This is a genomic window from Robinsoniella peoriensis, assembly GCF_000797495.1.
GTDB lineage: Bacteria > Bacillota > Clostridia > Lachnospirales > Lachnospiraceae > Robinsoniella > Robinsoniella peoriensis.
In genome coordinates this window covers 64,404-84,099 of record NZ_JTGN01000012.1, presented here as the reverse complement: position 1 = coordinate 84,099, position 19,696 = coordinate 64,404, and the positions used below count along the sequence as shown (strand labels likewise).

The following is a 19,696-nucleotide window of genomic DNA, read 5'->3' as shown; positions in this document are numbered from 1 at the left end:
GAACATATGGTTGAATTTATAAAAAATATGTGCTATCATGTACAAGATATTTACAAAATATGAGCATCACAATACACGGCGGTGAATAATGAAAAGAAATGACTGGATATTGGCAGGTGCTGTAATAGCGGTTGCTTTCATTGCATTTATTGGATATACAATTTTTCAAAAAGACGGAAATATGGTTCAGATAATGGTAGATGGAAAAGAATACGGAGTCTATTCCCTTTCTGAGGATCAGGTGATTGAGATCAATGATACCAATACTCTTGAGATTAAAGGCGGGAAAGCAGATATGATTTCGGCAAAGTGTCCGGATAAGCTCTGTGTCCAGCAGAAAGCCATTAGTAAATCAGGAGAATCGATTATCTGCCTTCCCTATAAAATTGTAGTCCGGGTGGAAGGGGCGAAGGATGCCTCCGATTATGATTCCATAGCCGGCTGAAAGAATCACTTTTTGTGAAGCATACATTGATATTGGATTTAACTTCGCAGTTTACATAGGAAGAATAAGTTTGAAAAGTGTGAAAGGAAATCGCTTTCGAACTATCTACGCGCCCTTCATTGGGGAGAATTCTCCCACAAACTGTGACGCGCAGCTGTCAGAAAGCAATTTTTAGATACGCCTAGCGCAAGTCAGCTTGTGCTATTTAGGGAGATTAAGATGGGAACTAGAACAAAAGCGGCATATTTTGGTGTGTTTACTGCTTTGGCATTGATTGTCAGTTATGTGGAGACACTGATTCCATTTTATTTTGGTGTCCCGGGAGTGAAACTGGGGCTTACTAATATTGTCATCATATGTGTTTTATATTTTATGAGTGCCAGAGATGCACTTTTGCTTTCTGTTTTAAGAATTGTACTGGGAGGATTCCTGTTTGGAAATATGTACAGTATTATATACAGTCTTGCAGGAGGACTGTTAAGTCTTGCAGTGATGTATCTGCTGAAAAAAAGCAAAGGGTTTTCCATCGTTGGGGTCAGCATGTGCGGCGGAATCACCCATAATATAGGACAGCTGCTGGTTGCAATGGCAGTGGTGGATAATTTTAACCTGTTTTACTACCTCCCGGTATTACTGATCTCCGGGCTGGTTACCGGGCTGCTGATCGGAATATTAGGAAAAGAATTGCAGAGAAGACTGCCAAAGGAGATTTTTAGATGATAGCATATTTACGTGGGGACGTAGCTGCCCTGAATGAGAACAGCGTAATACTGGAAGTGAATAATATCGGGTACCTGGTATATGTCTCGGGCAGAGATGCTGACAGGCTTGCAGGAGCAAAAAAAGAGGTTTGTGTCCACACTTACATGCATGTAAAAGAAGATGCTTTACAGCTGTACGGTTTTTGTACCCAGGATGATCTTGAAATATTTAAACTGCTTCTTGGCGTAAACGGGATTGGACCAAAGGCGGCGCTTGGTGTATTGACGGCGCTTTCTGCAGATGACCTGCGGTTTGCAATTTTATCAGAAGATGCCAAAGCGATTGCAAAAGCTCCGGGTGTTGGAAATAAGACTGCCCAGAAAGTAATTCTGGAACTGAAAGATAAACTAAGCCTGGAAGACGCATTTGAAAAGCGTTTGACAAATCAGAATGATCTGGCTGTGTCCACCGGAATGACGGATAACAAAGGGGAAGCAGTTCAGGCGCTGGTTGCACTTGGATATTCCAATACGGATGCATTAAAAGCCGTGAATAAAGCAGAACTTACCGAGGAAATGGACACAGAAACAATCTTAAAAGCAGCGCTGAAGCAAATGGCATTTTTATAAATCCCGTCATTTTAATGATGGGGAGTTCAAAACAGGTCTTTGGAGGCGGAACATGGGAAAACGTATTATCACAACGGATACATTAGAAGAAGATATAAAAATAGAGCCGGCTCTGCGCCCGCAGACTTTAGATGAATATATTGGACAGGAAAAGGCAAAAATTAACCTTAAGGTTTATATAGAAGCGGCAAAGCAAAGAGGGGACGCTTTAGACCATGTTCTTTTTTACGGGCCGCCAGGTCTTGGTAAGACTACGCTGGCGGGTATTATTGCGAATGAGATGGGGGTGAACATGAAAATCACCTCCGGACCGGCAATTGAAAAGCCCGGAGAAATGGCAGCAATTCTCAATAATCTGCAAGAAGGAGATGTCCTTTTTGTAGATGAGATACACCGGCTGAACAGACAGGTGGAAGAAGTGCTCTATCCTGCAATGGAAGACTATTCCATTGATATTATGATCGGAAAAGGTGCGGCAGCGCGTTCGATTCGCCTGGATCTTCCTAAATTTACACTGGTTGGGGCAACCACCCGTGCAGGGCTTCTGACAGCGCCCCTGCGGGATCGTTTCGGAGTTATCCATCACTTAGAGTTTTATACGGAATCTGAACTGCAGACGATTATTGTGCGTTCTGCAAAAGTGCTGGGTGTAGAGATTGATACAAATGGTGCCAAAGAACTGGCAAAGAGATCCAGAGGCACGCCAAGGCTTGCGAACAGGCTTTTAAAGCGTGTAAGAGACTTTGCACAGGTAAAATATAATGGGCATATTACGGAAGATGTGGCGGCGTTTGCTCTGGATTTGCTGGAAGTTGATAAATACGGGCTAGATATGATGGATCGAAGTATTCTGACGATTATGATTGAAAAATTTAAGGGAGGTCCGGTAGGCCTTGATACCCTGGCAGCGGCCATTGGAGAAGATGCCGGAACCATTGAAGATGTGTATGAACCCTACCTGATTAAGAATGGTTTTATCATGCGTACACCAAGGGGAAGGGTTGTTTCTGAGCTGGCATATCATCATCTCGGCATAATGTTATAAATTGTCTTATAAATCGACCTTGATTTTTCTTCCACTTCTCTGTATAATGAATAACAGTAAACTCCAATATTTTGTAGTATTTTATAGAATGTTGTGATAATAGAGAAAAAAGTGGAGGAAGTCATATGTCAGCCAAGAACAAAGCAGAAGTCTTGATTGCGGGAAAAATATATACTTTGAGTGGATATGAGAGTGAAGAATATCTGCAAAAGGTAGCTACATACATTAATAATAAACTGGCAGAATTTAAAAAACTGGAAGGATATAATCATCTGTCAAAGGAGACAAAAGGGATTCTTTTGGATCTGAATATTGCGGATGATTATTTTAAGGCGAAAAAGCAGGTAGAACTTGTAGAGGAAGAATTGACTTCCAAGGACAAGGAATTATATGATTTGAAGCATGAAGTAATCGGTGTTCAGATCAGATATGAGACTGCTGAAAAAGATTTAGAAAGACTGCAGAAAGAATCCACGGAATATCAGAAAAAAATTGTGAAGCTTGAGACAGAGCTGGATGAATTATTGAGGAAATAGACAAAGAGAGGCTGTTGCTTAAGATAAATCGTGCAACTGCCTCTTTTTTGATCAGAGCGTTCTGCAGATTGATGAAATCCCATGCAGGCTCTGTGATAATGATAAATAATGAGGTGACTGATGAAAGTAGAATTACTGGCCCCGGCAGGGTCTTACGAAAGTTTAACAGCAGCAGTAAATGCAGGAGCAGATGCTGTTTATGTAGGGGGAAGCAGATTTGGAGCCAGGGCATTTGCAAATAATCTGACGGAAGAGAAACTGCTTCAGGCGGTTGACGAGTGCCACTTAAGAGGAAAACAGCTTTATTTAACCGTAAATACCCTTTTAAAAGACGATGAGATGGCAGAACTCTATGATTACATTCTTCCCTATTATACCAGAGGGCTGGATGCAGTTATTGTACAGGATATGGGTGTTTTTACTTTTTTAAGAAGAGAATTTCCCGATCTGCCCATACATGCCAGCACCCAGATGACAATTACAGGTCCGGATGGGGCTAAGCTTTTAAAAGATCTTGGTGCCTCCAGAATTGTAACTGCAAGAGAATTGTCATTGCAGGAGATAGCCGGAATCCATAAACAGGTAGATATTGAAATTGAAAGCTTTGTGCACGGGGCTCTGTGTTACTGCTATTCCGGACAATGCCTGTACAGCAGTCTGATCGGAGGACGAAGCGGCAACCGGGGCAGGTGCGCCCAGCCCTGCAGACTTCCTTATGATCTGTACCAGAAAGGGAACAGGCTTAATTATGGAGCGGACAAGTTTCTCATGAGCCCTAAAGATATGTGTACCCTGGATCTTATTCCGGAACTGGTAGAGTCTGGTGTCTATTCATTTAAAATTGAAGGAAGAATGAAAAAGCCTGCATATACCGCAGGTGTGGTTCGAATTTACCGTAAATATATTGATTTATATTTACAAAAAGGAAGAAGAGGGTTCCATATTGAAGAAAATGACCGTCTGGAACTGATGGATCTCTATAACCGGGGTGGTTTTTCTACAGGATATTATAAAACCGGGAACGGAAAAGAAATGATGTCTCTTGTTCGCCCTAACCACATTGGAACCAAAGCGGCTAAAGTTGTGGATACCGGGAAGAATATATTAAAGCTAAAAGCAGCAGAAGCACTTCATCCCGGAGATGTTCTGGAATGCCTGGATGAAAAGTCAGGGCAGAAAGGGACAGAATTTACAATGCGGGAAGAAAAAAAACCAGGAGAAGTCTTCCAGGTTAAAATCCCGGCAGGAAAAAAACAGGAGACATATAAAACGATTATCCGTACAAGAAATGAACAGTTGTTAAAACAGCTGGAGGATACGTTTCTTCTTGGCAAATTTAAAGAAAAAATTAATGGGAAATTAAGACTTTACAAAAAAAATCCTGCTATACTCGAATTAAGAATGGGGGATTTTGCAGTTCATGTTACGGGCGACGTAGTAACAGAAGCGATGAATCAACCATTGTCTTATGAAAAAGTAAAAAAACAAATGCAAAAAACGGGGAACACGCCTTATATATTTGAAAAGCTTGATATTGAAATGGACAATGATATTTTTCTTCCGGTACAGTCTTTAAATGAACTGCGGCGCATGGGACTAGAACAGCTGACCATTGAAATTCAGGACAGTTACCGAAGAAACATTCCATCAAAAGAGAGTAAGGATGAAAGAGAAATAAACCGCTCATCTAAGGACATCACAAAGCCTGTCGGTTACACATATGGTGATAAAGGTGGCAGTCCAAAGGGTCAGGGGAATCGAAAGACAGATATGAAGTTCATGGTATCCTTAGAATCTCTGGATGCATTTGAAATGCTCCTTGGACTGGAAGAAGTATCCGCAATTTATTTGGACAGTTCAGCGTTTAAAGATAACCGGGAGTTTCAAAGTTCTGGAAAATACATCGCTCAGTGTCATGCGGCAGGTAAAAAGTGCAATTATATTATGCCGTATATTTTCCGGTCAGAGATCAGAAAATATTATGAATCGGAATCTGCTTTAAAAATGCTGGCGGCTTACGATGCATTGGTTGTGAAAAGTCTGGATGAAGCAGGTTATCTTAAGGAACGCGGCTTGACCAATCCCCTGATAGCAGACTACAATCTCTATGCTTTTAATCGGGATTCCGAATCCTTCTTTAAAGAACAGGGATTTGCTTCCGACACAGTGCCTTTGGAGCTGAATGCAAAAGAAATAGAAAAAAGGGGCTGTGAAAACAGTGAGATTCTGGTTTACGGTCATCTGCCAATGATGGTCAGTGCCCAGTGTCTGAAAAAAACAGCCGGGAGATGTAATAAAGTGCCGGAAGTGCTGTATTTACGTGACCGTATGAAAAAAGATTTTCCAGTTAAAACAAACTGCCAGTTCTGTTATAATGTGATCTATAACAGTGCGCCGGTGGTACTTCTGGATAACCGGGAAGAGATCAGAAAATTATGTCCGGCAGCGATACGTCTGAGTTTTACATTAGAAAATAAGGCACAGGTTATGTCTGTTACGGAAAAATATATTGACGCATTTTGCAAGGGGAAAAATAGCAGGCTTGATTTGCCGGAGTTTACAAGAGGGCATTTTAAGAGAGGCGTGGAGTAGGTGAAAAAGTGACAAATCTAATCATTCAGGTTTCAAAATATGTAATTATTATTTTAATGGCGATTTATACATTGCAAAGCTATGTGGTATTTCGCAAGAAGGATGAAGACGATGCCGATTTTTTATTTTTAAGGCAGAATGTAATTATGTTCTGTATGCATTTTGTGGCATTTATGGTGCTTTATCTGGAAATGGAAGAATCGCAGCTGCTGTTCTTCTATGGCGCCCAGGTTATTTATCTGGCTGCCACTCTGGTGCTGTTTCGGAATCTTTATCCGAAGGCGTCCAGATTATTAATCAATCATATGTGTATGCTGATATCCATAGGTATGATTATGATTACCAGAATATCTTATGACCAGTCAATCAAGCAGTTTAAAATTGCAGCAGCTTCTACCGTGATAGCACTGTTTATTCCGGTTATTATACGTAAGCTGCGTCTTATTACAAAATGGGCTTGGGTGTATGCTGTTCTGGGTATCGGGCTGCTTGGACTGGTTGCAGTTGCGGCTCGTTCAACCTATGGAGCAAAAATTGCATTTACAGTGGGAGGAATTACCCTGCAGCCATCAGAATTTGTAAAAATAATCTTTGTGTTCTGTATGGCGGGTCTTCTGCTCCGCGCCAAAACTTTTAAGGATATTGTAGTGGCAACGGGGCTTGCAGCACTTCATGTTTTGATACTGGTAGTGTCTACTGACCTTGGAAGTGCACTGATTTTCTTTGTTACGTATTTAATTATGCTTTACGTAGCTTCACGAAGAGCAATATATCTGGCGGCAGGGCTTGGAGCAGGAAGTCTGGCTGCGGTTGCAGCGTATTTTTTATTTTCACACGTGCGGGTGCGAGTGGAGGTATGGCTGAATCCCTTTGCTGATTATGCTGGAAACGGATATCAGATTGCTCAGTCACTATTTGCCATTGGTGCAGGCGGCTGGTTCGGAACCGGATTATTTCAGGGATCTCCAACGGCAATCCCTATTGTAGAACAGGATTTTATGTTCTCGGCAGTGACGGAAGAACTGGGCGGGATTTTCTCTATCTGTCTGATTCTGGTATGTTTAAGCTGTTTTATTATGATTCTTAATATCGCCATGAGATTATCCAATCCCTTCTACCGGCTGGTTGCATTGGGACTTGGTACGATGTATGCAGTCCAGGTATTTCTGACGGTAGGCGGAACGATGAAATTTATCCCTCTGACCGGTGTGACCCTGCCGTTTGTCAGCTACGGAGGAAGTTCCATGCTAAGCACGCTGATCATGTTTGCAGTCATACAGGGACTGTACATTCTTAGGGAAGACGAGGAAGATAGCATTGAGAAGGAAAAAATCTACGGACAATATCCAAATTAATGAGATACCGGTTAATGAACCGCAGAGGAAGCAGAATATGGGCCCGGAGTCCCGGGGCGGCAGAAATAAAGATATGATGAAAGTTGCATATCTCTTTGCTGCAATGTTTTTTATGCTGATTGGTTATCTGGTATATTTTAATACAATAAAAGCGGATACAATTAATTCAAATGTAAATAATACGAAACAGGATGCACAATCTCAGAAGATTGTCCGCGGGGCAATCATTTCTTCGGACGGAGAAACTCTTGCCGGAACGAATGTGGATGCTGAAGGCAATGAGGAGCGTCTTTATCCTTATAATAATATATTTGCCCATGTAGTAGGGTATGCCAGCAATGGTAAGGCAGGGGTAGAGGCAACCTCGAATTTTGATCTCCTTACTTCCCATGCGTCTATTCTGGAACAGGTACAAAATGAGGCGAATCATGAGAAGGTAAGGGGAGACAGTGTGGTACTGACCCTTGACAGCAGACTTCAGTCAGCGGCATATAATGCCATGGGTGTGTACAAAGGAGCAGTTGTGGTCATGGAGCCAAGTACAGGTAAAATTCTGGCAATGGTTTCTAAACCGGACTTTAACCCAAATACCATTTCCAGTGACTGGGATGCCCTTGTCTCTGATGAAACGAACAGTTCCCTTCTCAACCGGGCTGTACAGGGTCTCTATCCTCCTGGGTCTACGTTTAAGATTATGACGGCATTAGAATATCTGAGGGAACATCCGGATTACCAGAACTATAGCTATAACTGTACCGGAAGCATTTCAAAGGAAGATGTTACAATCACCTGTTTTGGAGGAGAAGCACATGGCCAGGTCAATCTGGCAGACTCTTTTAAATATTCCTGTAACAGCTCGTTTGCCAATATAGGTCTGGAACTGGATAATAATGCATTCCGAAGTTTATGTGAAGATTTTATGTTTAACAATACACTGCCTATTGCTATGGAAGCCAGCACAAGCCGTTTTGAACTGAATGAACACACATCTTATGGAGAAGAGATGGCAACGGCAATCGGACAGGGAAATACCCTGGTATCTCCCCTTCATATGGCGTTGATTACATCAACAGTAGCAAATGCAGGTACTTTAATGAAACCATATATTATTGACCGTCTTGAAACTTTTGACGGGGATATGGTAAAAGAAAATAAACCTGAGATATATAAGGAATTAATGTCAGCTCAGGAAGCCGGGGTTCTATCTGATTTTATGACACAGGTTGTAGAGGGCGGTACAGCAAAATCCCTCAGCGGACTTGGTTATACAGTTGCCGGAAAGACCGGATCTGCCGAGTATGAAATTGGGCAGAACGCTGCGGACAAAGGAACTCATTCCTGGTTTGTAGGGTTCTCAAATGTCAGCAGTCCCGATATTGTGGTTAGTGTAATTGCAGAAGACGGCGGTACCGGAAGCTCTGCAGCAGTGCCAATTGCACAGGCTGTATTCGATGCCTACTACAATAACAGTATGAATCTTACCAATAATTAAGGTTGCATGATTTAAAAAAAAGAGTTATACTAAAACCAGTTAGGAGTGCACAACGCATAACAGGAGGGATTGCAATGGTCGAAGCAACGAGCTGTGGCGGTGTGGTAATATTTCGTGGTAAGATTCTTCTTTTATACAAGAGTTACAAGAATAAGTATGAAGGATGGGTGTTGCCTAAAGGAACTGTAGAAGCTGGCGAGGAGTATAAGGATACAGCAATAAGAGAAGTATTGGAGGAAACAGGAGCCAAAGCATCAATTATTAAATATATTGGTAAAAGTCAATATACCTTTAATGTGCCGGAAGACACAGTAGCAAAGGACGTACATTGGTATTTAATGATGTCTGACAGCTATTACAGTAAACCGCAGCGCGAAGAATATTTTGTAGATTCAGGTTATTATAAATTTCATGAAGCGTATCATTTATTGAAATTTGCTAATGAAAGAATAATTCTTGAAAAAGCATATAACGAATATTTAGACTTGAAGAAGTCGAATCTTTGGGGAAGCCGCAAATATTTTTAGGATGAAAAGAAGATACGAATCTGTATCTTCTTTCTTTTTTCTTTTTAAATTTGCCAGAGCGTGTTTTAAATTGCTTTCTGGCAGCTGTGCGTCACACTTTGTGATGTCCTGTGTCTGAAATATTTCTTAAATTTCCTCTATTAAGATGAATTATTTTTAGAAATCTGTTAAAATATAAAATAGTTAGTAATATATACCAGAGGCGCAGTGGCTGCCTGGAAAGGAGCAATATATGCTGGAGAAGATTGATCTGACAAAGAAAATGGGGAAAAAAGAATTTAAACAAACGATGGAAGAACTCTCTGGGAAGCTGGGAACGCTGCAAAGAGAGTGCAGGAATTTAAAGATACCGGTAATTATCGTTTTTGAAGGATTTGGTGCAGCAGGAAAAGGAACCCTGATCAATCAGCTGATTCAGCCGCTTGACCCCAGGGGATTTAACGTATATGCCATTAACGGGGAGTCAGATGAAGAACAGCTGCGGCCCTTTTTGTGGCGTTTCTGGACAAAGACACCTGAGAATGGGCGGATTGCCATATTTGACCGAAGCTGGTACCGGCGCGTTCTGATTGACCGGTTTGATGGGTTAACCACAGAAAAACAGCTTGGATACGCTTATAATGAAATTGTTTCTTTTGAACAGCAGCTTACCGACGGGGGAAATGTAATGATTAAATTTTTCCTGGATATTACGAAAAAGGAACAGAAAAAGCGTTTTGATAAAATGCTGGAGTCAAAAGAAACGGCATGGAAGGTTTCCAAAGGGGATTTAAAAAGAAACAAACATTTTGCAGAATACAAAATGATGAATGAGGAAATGCTTCAGAAAACGGATACGGATTTTGCACCATGGACCATTATTGAAGCCATGGACAGGGAATATGCTGCGGTGAAGATTATCAGTACGGTGGTAGATTGTCTGGAGAAGAGAGTTTCAAATCAAAAAGAGCTGGAGAGACTTGCCAGGGAAGAAGAAAAGCTGGAAAATGTGGAATCGGTTGAAGTAAAACCAGGTTTTAAGTCATCGGTGCTAAGCAGTGCGGATCTTACTTTAACCTATACAAAGGAAGAGTATAAAGAAAGGCTGGATGAACTGCAGAAAAAGCTCTCTTTACTGCACAGTGAACTGTACCGCAGACGGATTCCGGTCATTTTAGGATTTGAAGGATGGGATGCAGGCGGAAAAGGCGGTGCCATTAAGCGGGTAACACAGTGCCTGGATCCAAGAGGCTATGCAGTGAATCCCACGGCGGCACCTAACGATATAGAGAAAGCACACCACTATCTGTGGCGTTTCTGGCAGACTTTTCCAAAAGCCGGTCACATTGCGCTCTATGACAGAACCTGGTATGGAAGAGTTATGGTAGAGCGGATCGAAGGATTCTGCAGTACCCAGGAATGGAAGCGGGCATATAAAGAAATTAATGATTGTGAGGCTACCCTTGCACACAGTGGTGCAGTTGTGTTAAAATTCTGGATGCAGATAGATAAAGAGGAGCAGGAGCGCCGATTCAAAGAGCGGATGGCAAATCCGGACAAGCAATGGAAGATTACAGACGAAGACTGGCGGAACCGGGAAAAATGGGATGCTTATGAAGCGGCAGTGGATGAAATGTTAATCCGTACATCCACAACTTATGCGCCCTGGATCATCGTAGAGGGAAACTGTAAGTATTATGCCCGGATAAAGGTGTTGGAAACGATCGTAAAAGCTTTGGAAGCACGTATAAAATAAAAAAAGAAGCAAGGTCAGGAATAAAAAAGATGAAATGGTATCAAAATCTATATGTAGGCGAAACAGCCAGAAAGAAAAAAAAGAGAATAATCTGGAAAATAAATCATAACGCAGGCCTGATAGATGTGTATGTTGTTACGCTGGCGGCCAATGGGACTGATTTATTTGATATCGTTTCATCCGCCGTCCTGATGCAGAAGGCAGTAAGGCGTAACTGCCCTTTGATTGTAGGGATAGCATGCGGCTATGATGAAGCTGTACAATTAGCTCTGAATATTGCCCTTGAGGTTTATAAAGAAACCGGAGGTTTTCAGGTACGCCAATATTTAGCCCGTAAGGAGAGAAAAGAAAGAAATTGACAGGTGTGAGAATATGCTACATATCATTTTGGTAATACTTAAGATTATAGGTATCCTGCTGGCTGTTATTTTGGCACTGTTACTTCTGGTTCTCCTGGCAGTGGTGTTTGTGCCTTTGCGATACCGCTTAACACTTCAAAGAGAAGGCGATATTCTCTATGGACAGGGAAAAGCCAGTTATCTGCTTCATATTATAACGATAATGGCAGAATATAAAGAAGGTAAGCCCAGATATGAGATCAGGCTTTTTGGAATACCGGTGGAGAAATTTAAAGTTCTAAAGAAATTTATAAAGTTCAAAAAGCCAGGAAAAGCTAAGACAGCAGATAAGATGGATGATAAAGAGGAAACAAAAGAGCACAGAAAAGAGCAGGAATCCCGGCCGGTTGCCGGCAGAGTAGAGATGGCAGAGCAGTCAGAGTCTCCCGGGGACAGAGCAGAAGACGGTCAGCAGAAAGAATTGCCGGAAACGACAGAGCAAAAAGAGAAAGAAAAGCAAACAGGGGAAACAAATAAAACAGAGAAGAAAGAAAATACAGACAAAACAGACAAAACAGACAAAACAGAGCACAGGAGTATATTTACAAAAGGAAAAGCCATTGTACAGAAAGTACAGGCTGTGTTAAAAAAGATTCGGAGTATTTTAAAAGGAATTCCAAAGAAAATTCGGAATATACTTTATAAGCTTACCCATGTAAAGGGACAGGTTCATAAATACCTGGAGATCATTCGTGCAGAAGAAACAAAGTTACTGTTTGGGAGTTCACGGACGGAATTTCTCTATCTGCTGAAGCACTTTAAACCAAGACAGGCAAAAGGGTATATTCGTTTTGGTACCGGAGATCCGGCAACAACAGGTCAGATTCTGGGAATAGCCGGACTTATTCTGCCAATATATTCGACCAAAATTCAGGTTTATCCTGATTTTGATAAATCCATCTATGAGGGTTTTGTAGTAATTACCGGGCATATCCGTGCATGCCATCTTTTGAAATCCGGATGGAAAATCTATAAAGATAAAAACACTAAGAAATTCCTAAAACGTATCAGACAATAAGGAGGAAATAAACATGGCTTCAGACAATAATTTTCAGACAACCGTAGATTCATTATTCAAGGGGATGGACAGCTTTATCAATACAAAAACTGTAGTAGGAGAGGCAATGTCCGTAGGAGACACTATAATTCTTCCGCTGGTTGACGTTTCTTTTGGAGTTGCCGCAGGTGCTCTTTCCGGAGACGCTAAAAATAATGGAGGAGGAGCAATGGGCGGAAAAATGTCCCCCAGTGCAGTACTGGTGATTCAAAATGGAACGACGAAACTTGTAAATGTGAAGAATCAGGATGGTCTTACAAAAATACTGGATATGGTGCCTGATTTTGTAAATAAATTCGCAGCAGGCAAGACGGAAACAGATACTTCTGCAGCTTCCGGGAAAACAGAAACGGAAAGTACACCGGATTATGAAACAGATGAAGAATAAAATGTGTTAAATCGATAGTTCCTGCATATGATATAGAAACGAGATATGCAGGTGGACGGTTATGAAACGGATTGTAGGTTATACACTGTTTTGGGTGGCTGTAGGGATGCTCTTAGCTTTATGCATGCCAAATGCCTTTATAACCGTTCTGATAATTTTTGTGCTCTTATTAATAGGATATAACCTGTTTATGTGTTAGAGTGTGTTTGAAAATTCATTCCCGCCATCTATACGCCCCACTTCGCGGTATATTAGCTCCAAATTCAGATTACACAGCCCGCTATGTGCCTTTTATTTGGAACGAATCTTCCACAAAGTGTGACGCACAGCTGTCAGATAGCAATTTTAGTAACACGCTCTAGAGGAATGGTTGATATATAAAACTATCCATAATGTATAGAGACATCGCTTAGTTCTGCCTAACAGCACGAAATTTATCAAAACGGTGAAGCAATTCTGTGAAGCGAATGGATTAAAATAAGCCAGTCCCAATGCCGGTTTTCAGCATTGGGACTGGCTCTTAGCTTGTTGTGTACGAAGTCGGTTTCTGCAAAAAAACCCCTCAACCAATGGTGAGAGGTTCCTCTAACTAAGCTCTTTCAACTTTACCGGATCTTAAGCAAGAAGTACATACATACATCTTCTTAGCAGCTCCGTTAACTTTTACTTTAACTGATTTGATGTTAGATTTCCACATTTTGTTCGATCTTCTATGAGAATGACTCACATTGTTTCCGAAATGAGCACCCTTTTCACAAATAGCACATTTAGCCATGAATAAGCACCTCCTTGACTTTAATATTCGTCTATCACTCTTGTACAACATTGCACAAATAATGAAACAATACACTTTGTCTATCCGTGACAGAGAATGTTCAGCGTGTATTACTTAATTATTTGCGCAAGTCTGTACTAGATATAGACTCACAACACTAGTTATTCTATCAGATGGCACCATATTTTGCAAGTGAAAAATAAAAAATTATGAAATAAATTGTTAAAAATTAAAATTAATATTTCATTTTGTGTGAAAAGAGGGTATAATGTACGCAGAGATATTATAATTTAAAAGTTGGAGGTAACGATATGAAGGGACGCATGGATACAGATCTGGGTTCTATCTTGATTGATACTGATGTAATCGCTACTTATGCAGGCAGCGTTGCCGTTGAATGTTTTGGTATCGTAGGTATGGCTGCTGTTAATATGAAAGATGGTTTAGTAAAGCTCTTAAGAAAAGAAAGCTTGAAGCATGGGATTAACGTCCGGGTAGAAAACAATAAAATATCACTGGATTTTCATGTGATTGTGGCATATGGCGTAAGCATTTCAGCCGTTGCGGATAATTTACTCAGTAATGTAAAATATAAGGTAGAAGAGTTTACCGGCATGGAGATTGAAAAAATAAATGTTTACGTTGAAGGCGTAAGATCGATTGATTAAGGAGGAACTTGTTGTGGTAACAAATACGATAAATGCCAGTCTGTGTGCAAAGATGTTTCTGGCGGGTGCTAAAAATCTGGAGTCTAAGAAAGAATGGATCAATGAATTAAATGTATTCCCTGTTCCGGATGGAGATACAGGAACGAATATGACATTGACAATTATGTCTGCGGCAAAAGAGGTGGCGGCACTTACCGATCCTGACATGGAGGTGTTGGCGAAAGCAATTTCTTCTGGTTCCCTGAGGGGAGCGAGAGGAAATTCGGGCGTTATTCTGTCACAGCTGTTTCGTGGCTTTACGAAAGGGATTAAGATGCATGACGAAATCGATATTCAGATTTTGGCGGGTGCATTCCAGAAAGCGGTAGAAACCGCTTATAAAGCCGTTATGAAGCCCAAGGAAGGTACAATCCTTACGGTTGCCAAAGGCGCAGCACAAAAGGCTGCAGAGCTTGCGGAAACGGATATCGGAATGGAGCAGTTCCTGAAAGAAGTGATTGAACATGCAGATTATGTTCTTTCACAGACTCCGGAGATGCTGCCGGTATTAAAAGAAGCCGGTGTGGTAGATTCCGGCGGACAGGGACTGGTACAGGTTCTGAAAGGGGCTTACGACGGATTCCTTGGAAAAGAAATCGATTATACAATTGAAGGCGTATCTGCCCAGGGAAGCGTAATGAAGATTACACCGCAGGCAGAAGCTGATATTAAATTTGGATATTGTACTGAATTTATCATCATGACGAAGAGTGAACTGTCAGATAAACAGGAAATGGAATTTAAGGGATTCTTAGAATCCATAGGTGATTCTATTGTTGTTGTTGCTGATGAGGATATTGTCAAGGTTCATGTACATACCAATGACCCTGGAAAGGCAATTTCCCGCGCATTAACTTATGGTGAACTGTCCCGCATGAAGATCGATAATATGAGGGAAGAACATCAGGAGAAACTGATCAAAGATGCCGAAAAACTTGCATTACAGCAACAGGCAGAAAATCAGGTGAAAGCGCAGTCAATGCCGGCAACACCACCAAAAGAAGTTGGCTTTATTTCCGTTTCCATAGGAGAAGGAATTGGTGAAATATTTAAGGGACTTGGTGTGGATTACCTTATTGAAGGCGGACAGACTATGAACCCCAGTACGGAAGATATGTTAAATGCAATAGATAAAGTAAATGCAGATACCATCTATATCCTACCAAATAATAAAAATATTATCCTTGCAGCTAATCAGGCAAAGCTTTTGACAAAAGATAAGAAAATAATTGTAATTCCTACAAAGACTGTACCACAGGGTATTACAGCTATTATCAATTATATTCCGGAAAAAACACCGGAAGAAAATGAAGCTGCAATGGTAGAAGAGATCCAGCATGTTAAGACAGGTCAGATTACCTATGCAGTTCGGGATACCCACATTGACGACAAAGAAATCAAAGAAGGCAATATTATGGGTATTGGGGATCATGCTATCCTGGCAGTCGGTGAAAAACTGGAAGCTGTAGCAAATGAGACCGTTGATCTGATGATGGATGATGAATCAGAGCTGATCAGTATCTATTATGGAGAAGAAGTGACGGAAGAGGCGGCAAATGAACTTGGAGATAAATTCAGGGAGGAATATCCGGAATGTGATGTAGAAGTTTATTCCGGTGGGCAGCCGATTTATTATTACGTGATTTCAGTAGAGTAACAGGTGATTTATGATGAATATGGAATCATCCATTCAGGAATTAAAAGGAATCGGAGAGAAGACGGTTCTGGTTTTTCAAAAAGCAGGGATTAGAACAATTGATGATCTGCTAAATTATTATCCGAGAAATTATGATACTTATAATAGCATCGTTAAGGTATCTGAGATCTCGGATGATGATGTGTCGGCAGCCGTCTATGGTACGGTTGTTCAGACTCTGGATGTAAAAAGAGTCAGACGTCTGCAGATTACCAATACGGTCATTCGGGACGACAGCGGCGACATGATCCGTTTGACCTGGTTCAATATGCCCTATTTAAAAAACACCCTGAAAAGGGGAAGTAAATATATATTCCGTGGGAAGATTTCACGTAAAGAACAGCAGTTGTTGATGGAACAACCTGCTGTTTTTCGTGTAGACCAATATCAGGAAATGCTCCATGTGATGCAGCCAATTTATACCTTAGTGCCCGGGCTTACCAACAATATGATTACCAAAGCTGTGCGCCAGGCACTTCCTCTGCTGGAGGAGTACCATGATTATCTTCCGGAGGAAACCAGAAAAGAATATCATCTGGCTGAATTCCACTATGCCATTGAACAGATACATTTTCCAAAAGATATGCATGATGTTATGCTAGCGAGAAACCGTCTGGTATTTGATGAATTCTTTTTGTTTATTCTGGCACTGCGCCGCCTCAAAGACAGTACGGAAGAGCTGTATCACAGTTTTCATATGCAGCAAACACCGCTGACAGATCAGATTATTGCCAACCTTAAGTTTTCACTTACCAAAGCCCAGGCGAAGGTATGGAAAGAAATTGAAAAAGACTTATTAAGTCCGAAAGTTATGGCAAGACTGGTTCAGGGAGATGTTGGTTCCGGGAAGACCATCCTTGCCATTTTGGCATTGATTATGACGGCACAGAACGGATATCAGGGATCCTTAATGGTTCCTACGGAAGTTCTGGCTGTACAGCACTTTGAATCCATCTGTGGCCTGTTAGAGGAACAGCATCTTGACTTTAATACGGTGCTTTTAACAGGTTCTATGACGGCAAAAGAAAAAAGGGCAGTATATGAAAAAATAGAAACAGGCGAAGCCGATATCATAATTGGTACCCATGCACTGATTCAGGAAAAAGTAAATTATAAAAATCTGGCCCTGGTAATTACGGATGAACAGCACCGCTTCGGGGTACGCCAAAGAGAGGCGCTCTCCGAAAAGGGAGAATTACCCCATGTACTGGTTATGAGTGCTACACCGATTCCGCGGACATTGGCAGTTATTCTTTATGGTGATCTGGATGTCTCTGTTATTGATGAGCTTCCTGCAAACCGTCTGCCAATTAAAAATTGTGTAGTAGATACCAGGTATCGTCCGAAGGCATATTCCTTTATTCAAAATGAGATTGAAGAAGGGCGCCAGGCTTACATCATCTGCCCTATGGTAGAAGAGAGTGAAGCGATTGAGGCAGAAAATGTAATCGAGTATACCGAGCGGCTGAGGGCGGCGCTGGCTGAAAATATTCAGATCGAATATCTGCATGGGAAGATGAAACCAAAAGAAAAAAACAGCATTATGGAACGTTTTTTAAAGCATGAAATTGACGTATTGGTTTCTACTACAGTAGTGGAAGTCGGCGTGAATGTACCCAATGCCACTGTGATGATGATTGAAAATGCAGAGCGGTTCGGTCTGGCACAGCTGCATCAGCTCCGGGGCAGGGTGGGACGGGGACAATACCAGTCCTATTGTATTATGGTGCGTGCATCAGACAGTAAAAAGGTAAAGGAGCGTCTGGAGATCCTTAATAAATCCAACGATGGCTTTTTTATTGCCAGCGAAGATTTAAAGCTTCGGGGACCGGGAGATGTATTTGGCGTGCGCCAAAGCGGTTTGCTGGAATTTAAAATCGGGGATGTATTTACCGATGCATCCATCCTGCAAAAGGCCAGCGAAGCGGCTCAGATTATTCTGGATCAGGGTGAATTGGCAGGAAAACCCGAGTACTGCTATCTGGATAAAAAACTGCAGGAATACATGCTGCAGGGCTTTGGCCGCATCAACTTATAGAAGAAATAGTTGCTATTTTTGAAAAAATGGTATATTATGCTTTATGTAAATGATATATATGCATGGAAGTGTTTTGCGAGGAGGAAAATGTATGAAAACCGTAAAAGCAAACGTAAAAGAGACAGCAGCAGCTACGACAGAAGCCACTAAAGCAACAAAAACACCATCAAAGAGAGCAGCGAAGAAGGCAGAGCCGGCTGCTAAGACTACAGAAGAAAAAGTAACAGATGCAACAGAAGAGAAAGCAGCAGCAGTAAAAGCTCCGGCAGCTAAAACAACAGCAGCTAAGACTGCAGCAAAGGCAGCAGTTAAAGCAGAGGAAAAGCCAGCGGCTGAAAAAGCTCCGGCAGAGAAAAAGACAGCAGCAAGAAAAGCACCGGCTAAAAAGGCAGATGTAAAAGAAACAATCTATCTTCAGTATCTGGGGAAAGAGATTAATACAGAGGAAATTACGAAACAGGCAAAAGAACATTGGACGAAAGTTTTAAAAAATAAAGCTGCGGATATCAAATCCATAGATATATATTTAAAACCGGAAGAAAATGCTGCATATTTTGTAATCAACGGCGATGTAACCGGCAATGTGTACTTATAGATAAAATCATATAACAGAGAAAAGCCCAGATAAAATTATCTGGGCCCTTTCTTTGTCAAATACGAATGAATTCGTTTTTGAGATTAGTACTGAGAAGTGCTACCTGCTGACATGTTACCTGCTGACATGTTACCTGCTGGCATGCTTGCTCCGCCGGACATCTGTCTTTCCTGAGCTTCGATCATTTTCTTAACCATATAGCCACCAACGCTACCATTCTGTTTGGAAGTTAAGTTACCATTGTATCCGTCTGTTAACGGTACTCCTAATTCGTTAGCTACCTCAAATTTGAAACGGTCTAAAGCTCCTTTTGCTTCTGGTACTGCTGCTGTGTTAGATGATCTGTTTGACATCATAACCCCTCCTTTTTTTCTGTCTGTTTTTTTTTATTTGCAATTTGTTATTGCCTTCCTAGTATATGAATTAATTGAAATTCTAAACTGGAAATTTTTGCAATTTTTTACAAATTTAGATAAAAACAAAAAAACATTTTCCATTTTCCCTATTTATATGTTATAATCGGTAGAAAGAAGAGAAAAAAGGATGGTTAGATGAATATCGGTATTATTGCACATAACAGTAAAAAGAGTTTAATTGAAGATTTTTGTCTTGCATATAAGCATATACTTAGCAAACATGAAATTTATGCGACAGGAATTACAGGGCGCCGTGTAGAAGATGTAACGAATCTCCGCGTCCACAAATTTCTCCCTGGAAGCGTGGGAGGAGATAAGCAGTTTACAGAAATGCTTGAGAGAAATGGCCTAGATATGGTAATCTTTTTCTACAACCCGGCTATGGTAGATCCTAAGGAGCCGGATATTTATACAATATCAAAATGTTGTGATAAATATAATATCCCAATTGCAACCAATATTGCAACTGCGGAATCTTTAATTCTTGGATTAGCTCATGGTGATCTTGAATGGAGATTACAGATTTAAAATCTAAGAGAGGGGTGTAGCAGCATCCCTATTTTTTTGT

At 41.1% G+C, this 19,696-nt stretch carries 21 protein-coding genes; 19 read left to right on the top strand and 2 right to left on the bottom strand.

What is annotated here, in order from left to right; translation table 11 throughout:
* The first annotated feature begins 88 nt into the window (after window positions 1–88).
* The 14 genes from QR40_RS21925 (at window position 89) to QR40_RS33300 (ending at window position 13,263) form a co-directional block, all read left to right on the top strand.
* On the top strand, window positions 89–445 hold the full coding sequence (locus tag QR40_RS21925) for a NusG domain II-containing protein (protein ID WP_027293970.1): 357 nt from the start codon (window positions 89–91) through the stop codon (window positions 443–445).
* A 219-nt stretch (window positions 446–664) separates the two neighbouring features.
* Window positions 665–1,165 (top strand): Gx transporter family protein, encoded by a 501-nt coding sequence (locus tag QR40_RS21920; protein WP_027293971.1) that lies wholly within the window; start codon window positions 665–667, stop codon window positions 1,163–1,165.
* Window positions 1,162–1,776: a Holliday junction branch migration protein RuvA gene (gene ruvA / locus QR40_RS21915; protein WP_044296758.1), complete on the top strand. Its 615-nt coding sequence runs from the start codon at window positions 1,162–1,164 to the stop codon at window positions 1,774–1,776. The genes QR40_RS21920 and ruvA overlap by 4 nt, the downstream gene beginning before the upstream one ends.
* Before the next feature lie 52 nt (window positions 1,777–1,828).
* Complete coding sequence (gene ruvB, locus QR40_RS21910) at window positions 1,829–2,821, top strand: Holliday junction branch migration DNA helicase RuvB (protein WP_027293973.1); 993 nt, start codon at window positions 1,829–1,831, stop codon at window positions 2,819–2,821.
* Window positions 2,822–2,946: 125 nt separating this feature from the next.
* A complete protein-coding gene (locus QR40_RS21905; protein WP_027293974.1) occupies window positions 2,947–3,357 on the top strand; it encodes a cell division protein ZapA in 411 nt (136 codons plus the stop codon).
* A gap of 120 nt (window positions 3,358–3,477) precedes the next feature.
* Entirely contained in the window at window positions 3,478–5,949 is a 2,472-nt protein-coding gene (locus tag QR40_RS21900; protein ID WP_052430995.1) for a U32 family peptidase, read from the top strand.
* An 8-nt stretch (window positions 5,950–5,957) separates the two neighbouring features.
* The gene (locus QR40_RS21895; RefSeq protein ID WP_027293976.1) at window positions 5,958–7,304 is read left to right on the top strand and encodes an FtsW/RodA/SpoVE family cell cycle protein; all 1,347 of its coding nucleotides are present in this window, start codon (window positions 5,958–5,960) and stop codon (window positions 7,302–7,304) included.
* On the top strand, window positions 7,267–8,796 hold the full coding sequence (locus QR40_RS21890) for a peptidoglycan D,D-transpeptidase FtsI family protein (protein WP_330373861.1): 1,530 nt from the start codon (window positions 7,267–7,269) through the stop codon (window positions 8,794–8,796). Before QR40_RS21895 ends, QR40_RS21890 begins: the two co-directional genes overlap by 38 nt.
* 74 nt (window positions 8,797–8,870) lie before the next feature.
* On the top strand, window positions 8,871–9,323 hold the full coding sequence (locus QR40_RS21885) for an NUDIX hydrolase (RefSeq protein ID WP_027293978.1): 453 nt from the start codon (window positions 8,871–8,873) through the stop codon (window positions 9,321–9,323).
* Between the two features lie 232 nt (window positions 9,324–9,555).
* A complete protein-coding gene (locus QR40_RS21880; protein WP_044296756.1) occupies window positions 9,556–11,058 on the top strand; it encodes a phosphate--AMP phosphotransferase in 1,503 nt (500 codons plus the stop codon).
* A gap of 29 nt (window positions 11,059–11,087) precedes the next feature.
* Window positions 11,088–11,417 carry a hypothetical protein gene (locus QR40_RS21875; protein ID WP_027293980.1) on the top strand — a complete coding sequence of 110 codons (330 nt, stop codon included), beginning with the start codon at window positions 11,088–11,090 and terminating at the stop codon, window positions 11,415–11,417.
* A 13-nt stretch (window positions 11,418–11,430) separates the two neighbouring features.
* A complete protein-coding gene (locus QR40_RS21870; RefSeq protein ID WP_044296754.1) occupies window positions 11,431–12,474 on the top strand; it encodes a DUF2953 domain-containing protein in 1,044 nt (347 codons plus the stop codon).
* A 13-nt stretch (window positions 12,475–12,487) separates the two neighbouring features.
* Entirely contained in the window at window positions 12,488–12,901 is a 414-nt protein-coding gene (locus QR40_RS21865) for a GerW family sporulation protein (protein WP_044296753.1), read from the top strand.
* Window positions 12,902–13,101: 200 nt separating this feature from the next.
* On the top strand, window positions 13,102–13,263 hold the full coding sequence (locus QR40_RS33300) for a DUF6783 domain-containing protein (protein WP_334291654.1): 162 nt from the start codon (window positions 13,102–13,104) through the stop codon (window positions 13,261–13,263).
* 227 nt (window positions 13,264–13,490) lie between these two features.
* Here QR40_RS33300 and rpmB read toward each other — a convergent pair whose 3' ends face one another.
* Window positions 13,491–13,676, bottom strand: coding sequence for a 50S ribosomal protein L28 (gene rpmB / locus QR40_RS21860; protein WP_027293983.1), 186 nt, complete (start codon window positions 13,674–13,676; stop codon window positions 13,491–13,493).
* 311 nt (window positions 13,677–13,987) lie between these two features.
* Here rpmB and QR40_RS21855 point away from each other — a divergent pair, with 311 nt between their 5' ends.
* From QR40_RS21855 to QR40_RS21840, 4 genes are all read left to right on the top strand, one after another.
* Window positions 13,988–14,344, top strand: coding sequence for an Asp23/Gls24 family envelope stress response protein (locus QR40_RS21855; RefSeq protein WP_027293984.1), 357 nt, complete (start codon window positions 13,988–13,990; stop codon window positions 14,342–14,344).
* A gap of 52 nt (window positions 14,345–14,396) precedes the next feature.
* The gene (locus QR40_RS21850; RefSeq protein WP_044296845.1) at window positions 14,397–16,040 is read left to right on the top strand and encodes a DAK2 domain-containing protein; all 1,644 of its coding nucleotides are present in this window, start codon (window positions 14,397–14,399) and stop codon (window positions 16,038–16,040) included.
* A gap of 10 nt (window positions 16,041–16,050) precedes the next feature.
* Window positions 16,051–18,117, top strand: coding sequence for an ATP-dependent DNA helicase RecG (gene recG, locus QR40_RS21845; RefSeq protein ID WP_330373860.1), 2,067 nt, complete (start codon window positions 16,051–16,053; stop codon window positions 18,115–18,117).
* A 91-nt stretch (window positions 18,118–18,208) separates the two neighbouring features.
* A complete protein-coding gene (locus QR40_RS21840) occupies window positions 18,209–18,712 on the top strand; it encodes a DUF6465 family protein (protein ID WP_044296751.1) in 504 nt (167 codons plus the stop codon).
* 83 nt (window positions 18,713–18,795) lie between these two features.
* On the opposite strand, the gene QR40_RS21835 is transcribed toward QR40_RS21840, so the two are convergent.
* On the bottom strand, window positions 18,796–19,065 hold the full coding sequence (locus tag QR40_RS21835; RefSeq protein ID WP_047832232.1) for an alpha/beta-type small acid-soluble spore protein: 270 nt from the start codon (window positions 19,063–19,065) through the stop codon (window positions 18,796–18,798).
* Window positions 19,066–19,263: 198 nt separating this feature from the next.
* Between QR40_RS21835 and QR40_RS21830 the strand changes: the two genes are divergently transcribed.
* Window positions 19,264–19,656 carry a methylglyoxal synthase gene (locus tag QR40_RS21830; protein ID WP_027293989.1) on the top strand — a complete coding sequence of 131 codons (393 nt, stop codon included), beginning with the start codon at window positions 19,264–19,266 and terminating at the stop codon, window positions 19,654–19,656.
* Window positions 19,657–19,696: the final 40 nt, after the last annotated feature.

Bases quoted from the DNA above. Each gene is read 5' to 3' on its own strand.
- QR40_RS21925 (WP_027293970.1), top strand. From the start codon at position 89: ATGAAAAGAAATGACTGGATATTGGCAGGTGCTGTAATAGCGGTTGCT.
- QR40_RS21920 (WP_027293971.1), top strand. From the start codon at position 665: ATGGGAACTAGAACAAAAGCGGCATATTTTGGTGTGTTTACTGCTTTG.
- ruvA (WP_044296758.1), top strand. From the start codon at position 1,162: ATGATAGCATATTTACGTGGGGACGTAGCTGCCCTGAATGAGAACAGC.
- ruvB (WP_027293973.1), top strand. From the start codon at position 1,829: ATGGGAAAACGTATTATCACAACGGATACATTAGAAGAAGATATAAAA.
- QR40_RS21905 (WP_027293974.1), top strand. From the start codon at position 2,947: ATGTCAGCCAAGAACAAAGCAGAAGTCTTGATTGCGGGAAAAATATAT.
- QR40_RS21900 (WP_052430995.1), top strand. From the start codon at position 3,478: ATGAAAGTAGAATTACTGGCCCCGGCAGGGTCTTACGAAAGTTTAACA.
- QR40_RS21885 (WP_027293978.1), top strand. From the start codon at position 8,871: ATGGTCGAAGCAACGAGCTGTGGCGGTGTGGTAATATTTCGTGGTAAG.
- QR40_RS21880 (WP_044296756.1), top strand. From the start codon at position 9,556: ATGCTGGAGAAGATTGATCTGACAAAGAAAATGGGGAAAAAAGAATTT.
- QR40_RS21875 (WP_027293980.1), top strand. From the start codon at position 11,088: ATGAAATGGTATCAAAATCTATATGTAGGCGAAACAGCCAGAAAGAAA.
- QR40_RS21870 (WP_044296754.1), top strand. From the start codon at position 11,431: ATGCTACATATCATTTTGGTAATACTTAAGATTATAGGTATCCTGCTG.
- QR40_RS21865 (WP_044296753.1), top strand. From the start codon at position 12,488: ATGGCTTCAGACAATAATTTTCAGACAACCGTAGATTCATTATTCAAG.
- rpmB (WP_027293983.1), bottom strand. From the start codon at position 13,676: ATGGCTAAATGTGCTATTTGTGAAAAGGGTGCTCATTTCGGAAACAAT.
- QR40_RS21855 (WP_027293984.1), top strand. From the start codon at position 13,988: ATGAAGGGACGCATGGATACAGATCTGGGTTCTATCTTGATTGATACT.
- QR40_RS21850 (WP_044296845.1), top strand. From the start codon at position 14,397: ATGTTTCTGGCGGGTGCTAAAAATCTGGAGTCTAAGAAAGAATGGATC.
- recG (WP_330373860.1), top strand. From the start codon at position 16,051: ATGATGAATATGGAATCATCCATTCAGGAATTAAAAGGAATCGGAGAG.
- QR40_RS21840 (WP_044296751.1), top strand. From the start codon at position 18,209: ATGAAAACCGTAAAAGCAAACGTAAAAGAGACAGCAGCAGCTACGACA.
- QR40_RS21835 (WP_047832232.1), bottom strand. From the start codon at position 19,065: ATGTCAAACAGATCATCTAACACAGCAGCAGTACCAGAAGCAAAAGGA.
- QR40_RS21830 (WP_027293989.1), top strand. From the start codon at position 19,264: ATGAATATCGGTATTATTGCACATAACAGTAAAAAGAGTTTAATTGAA.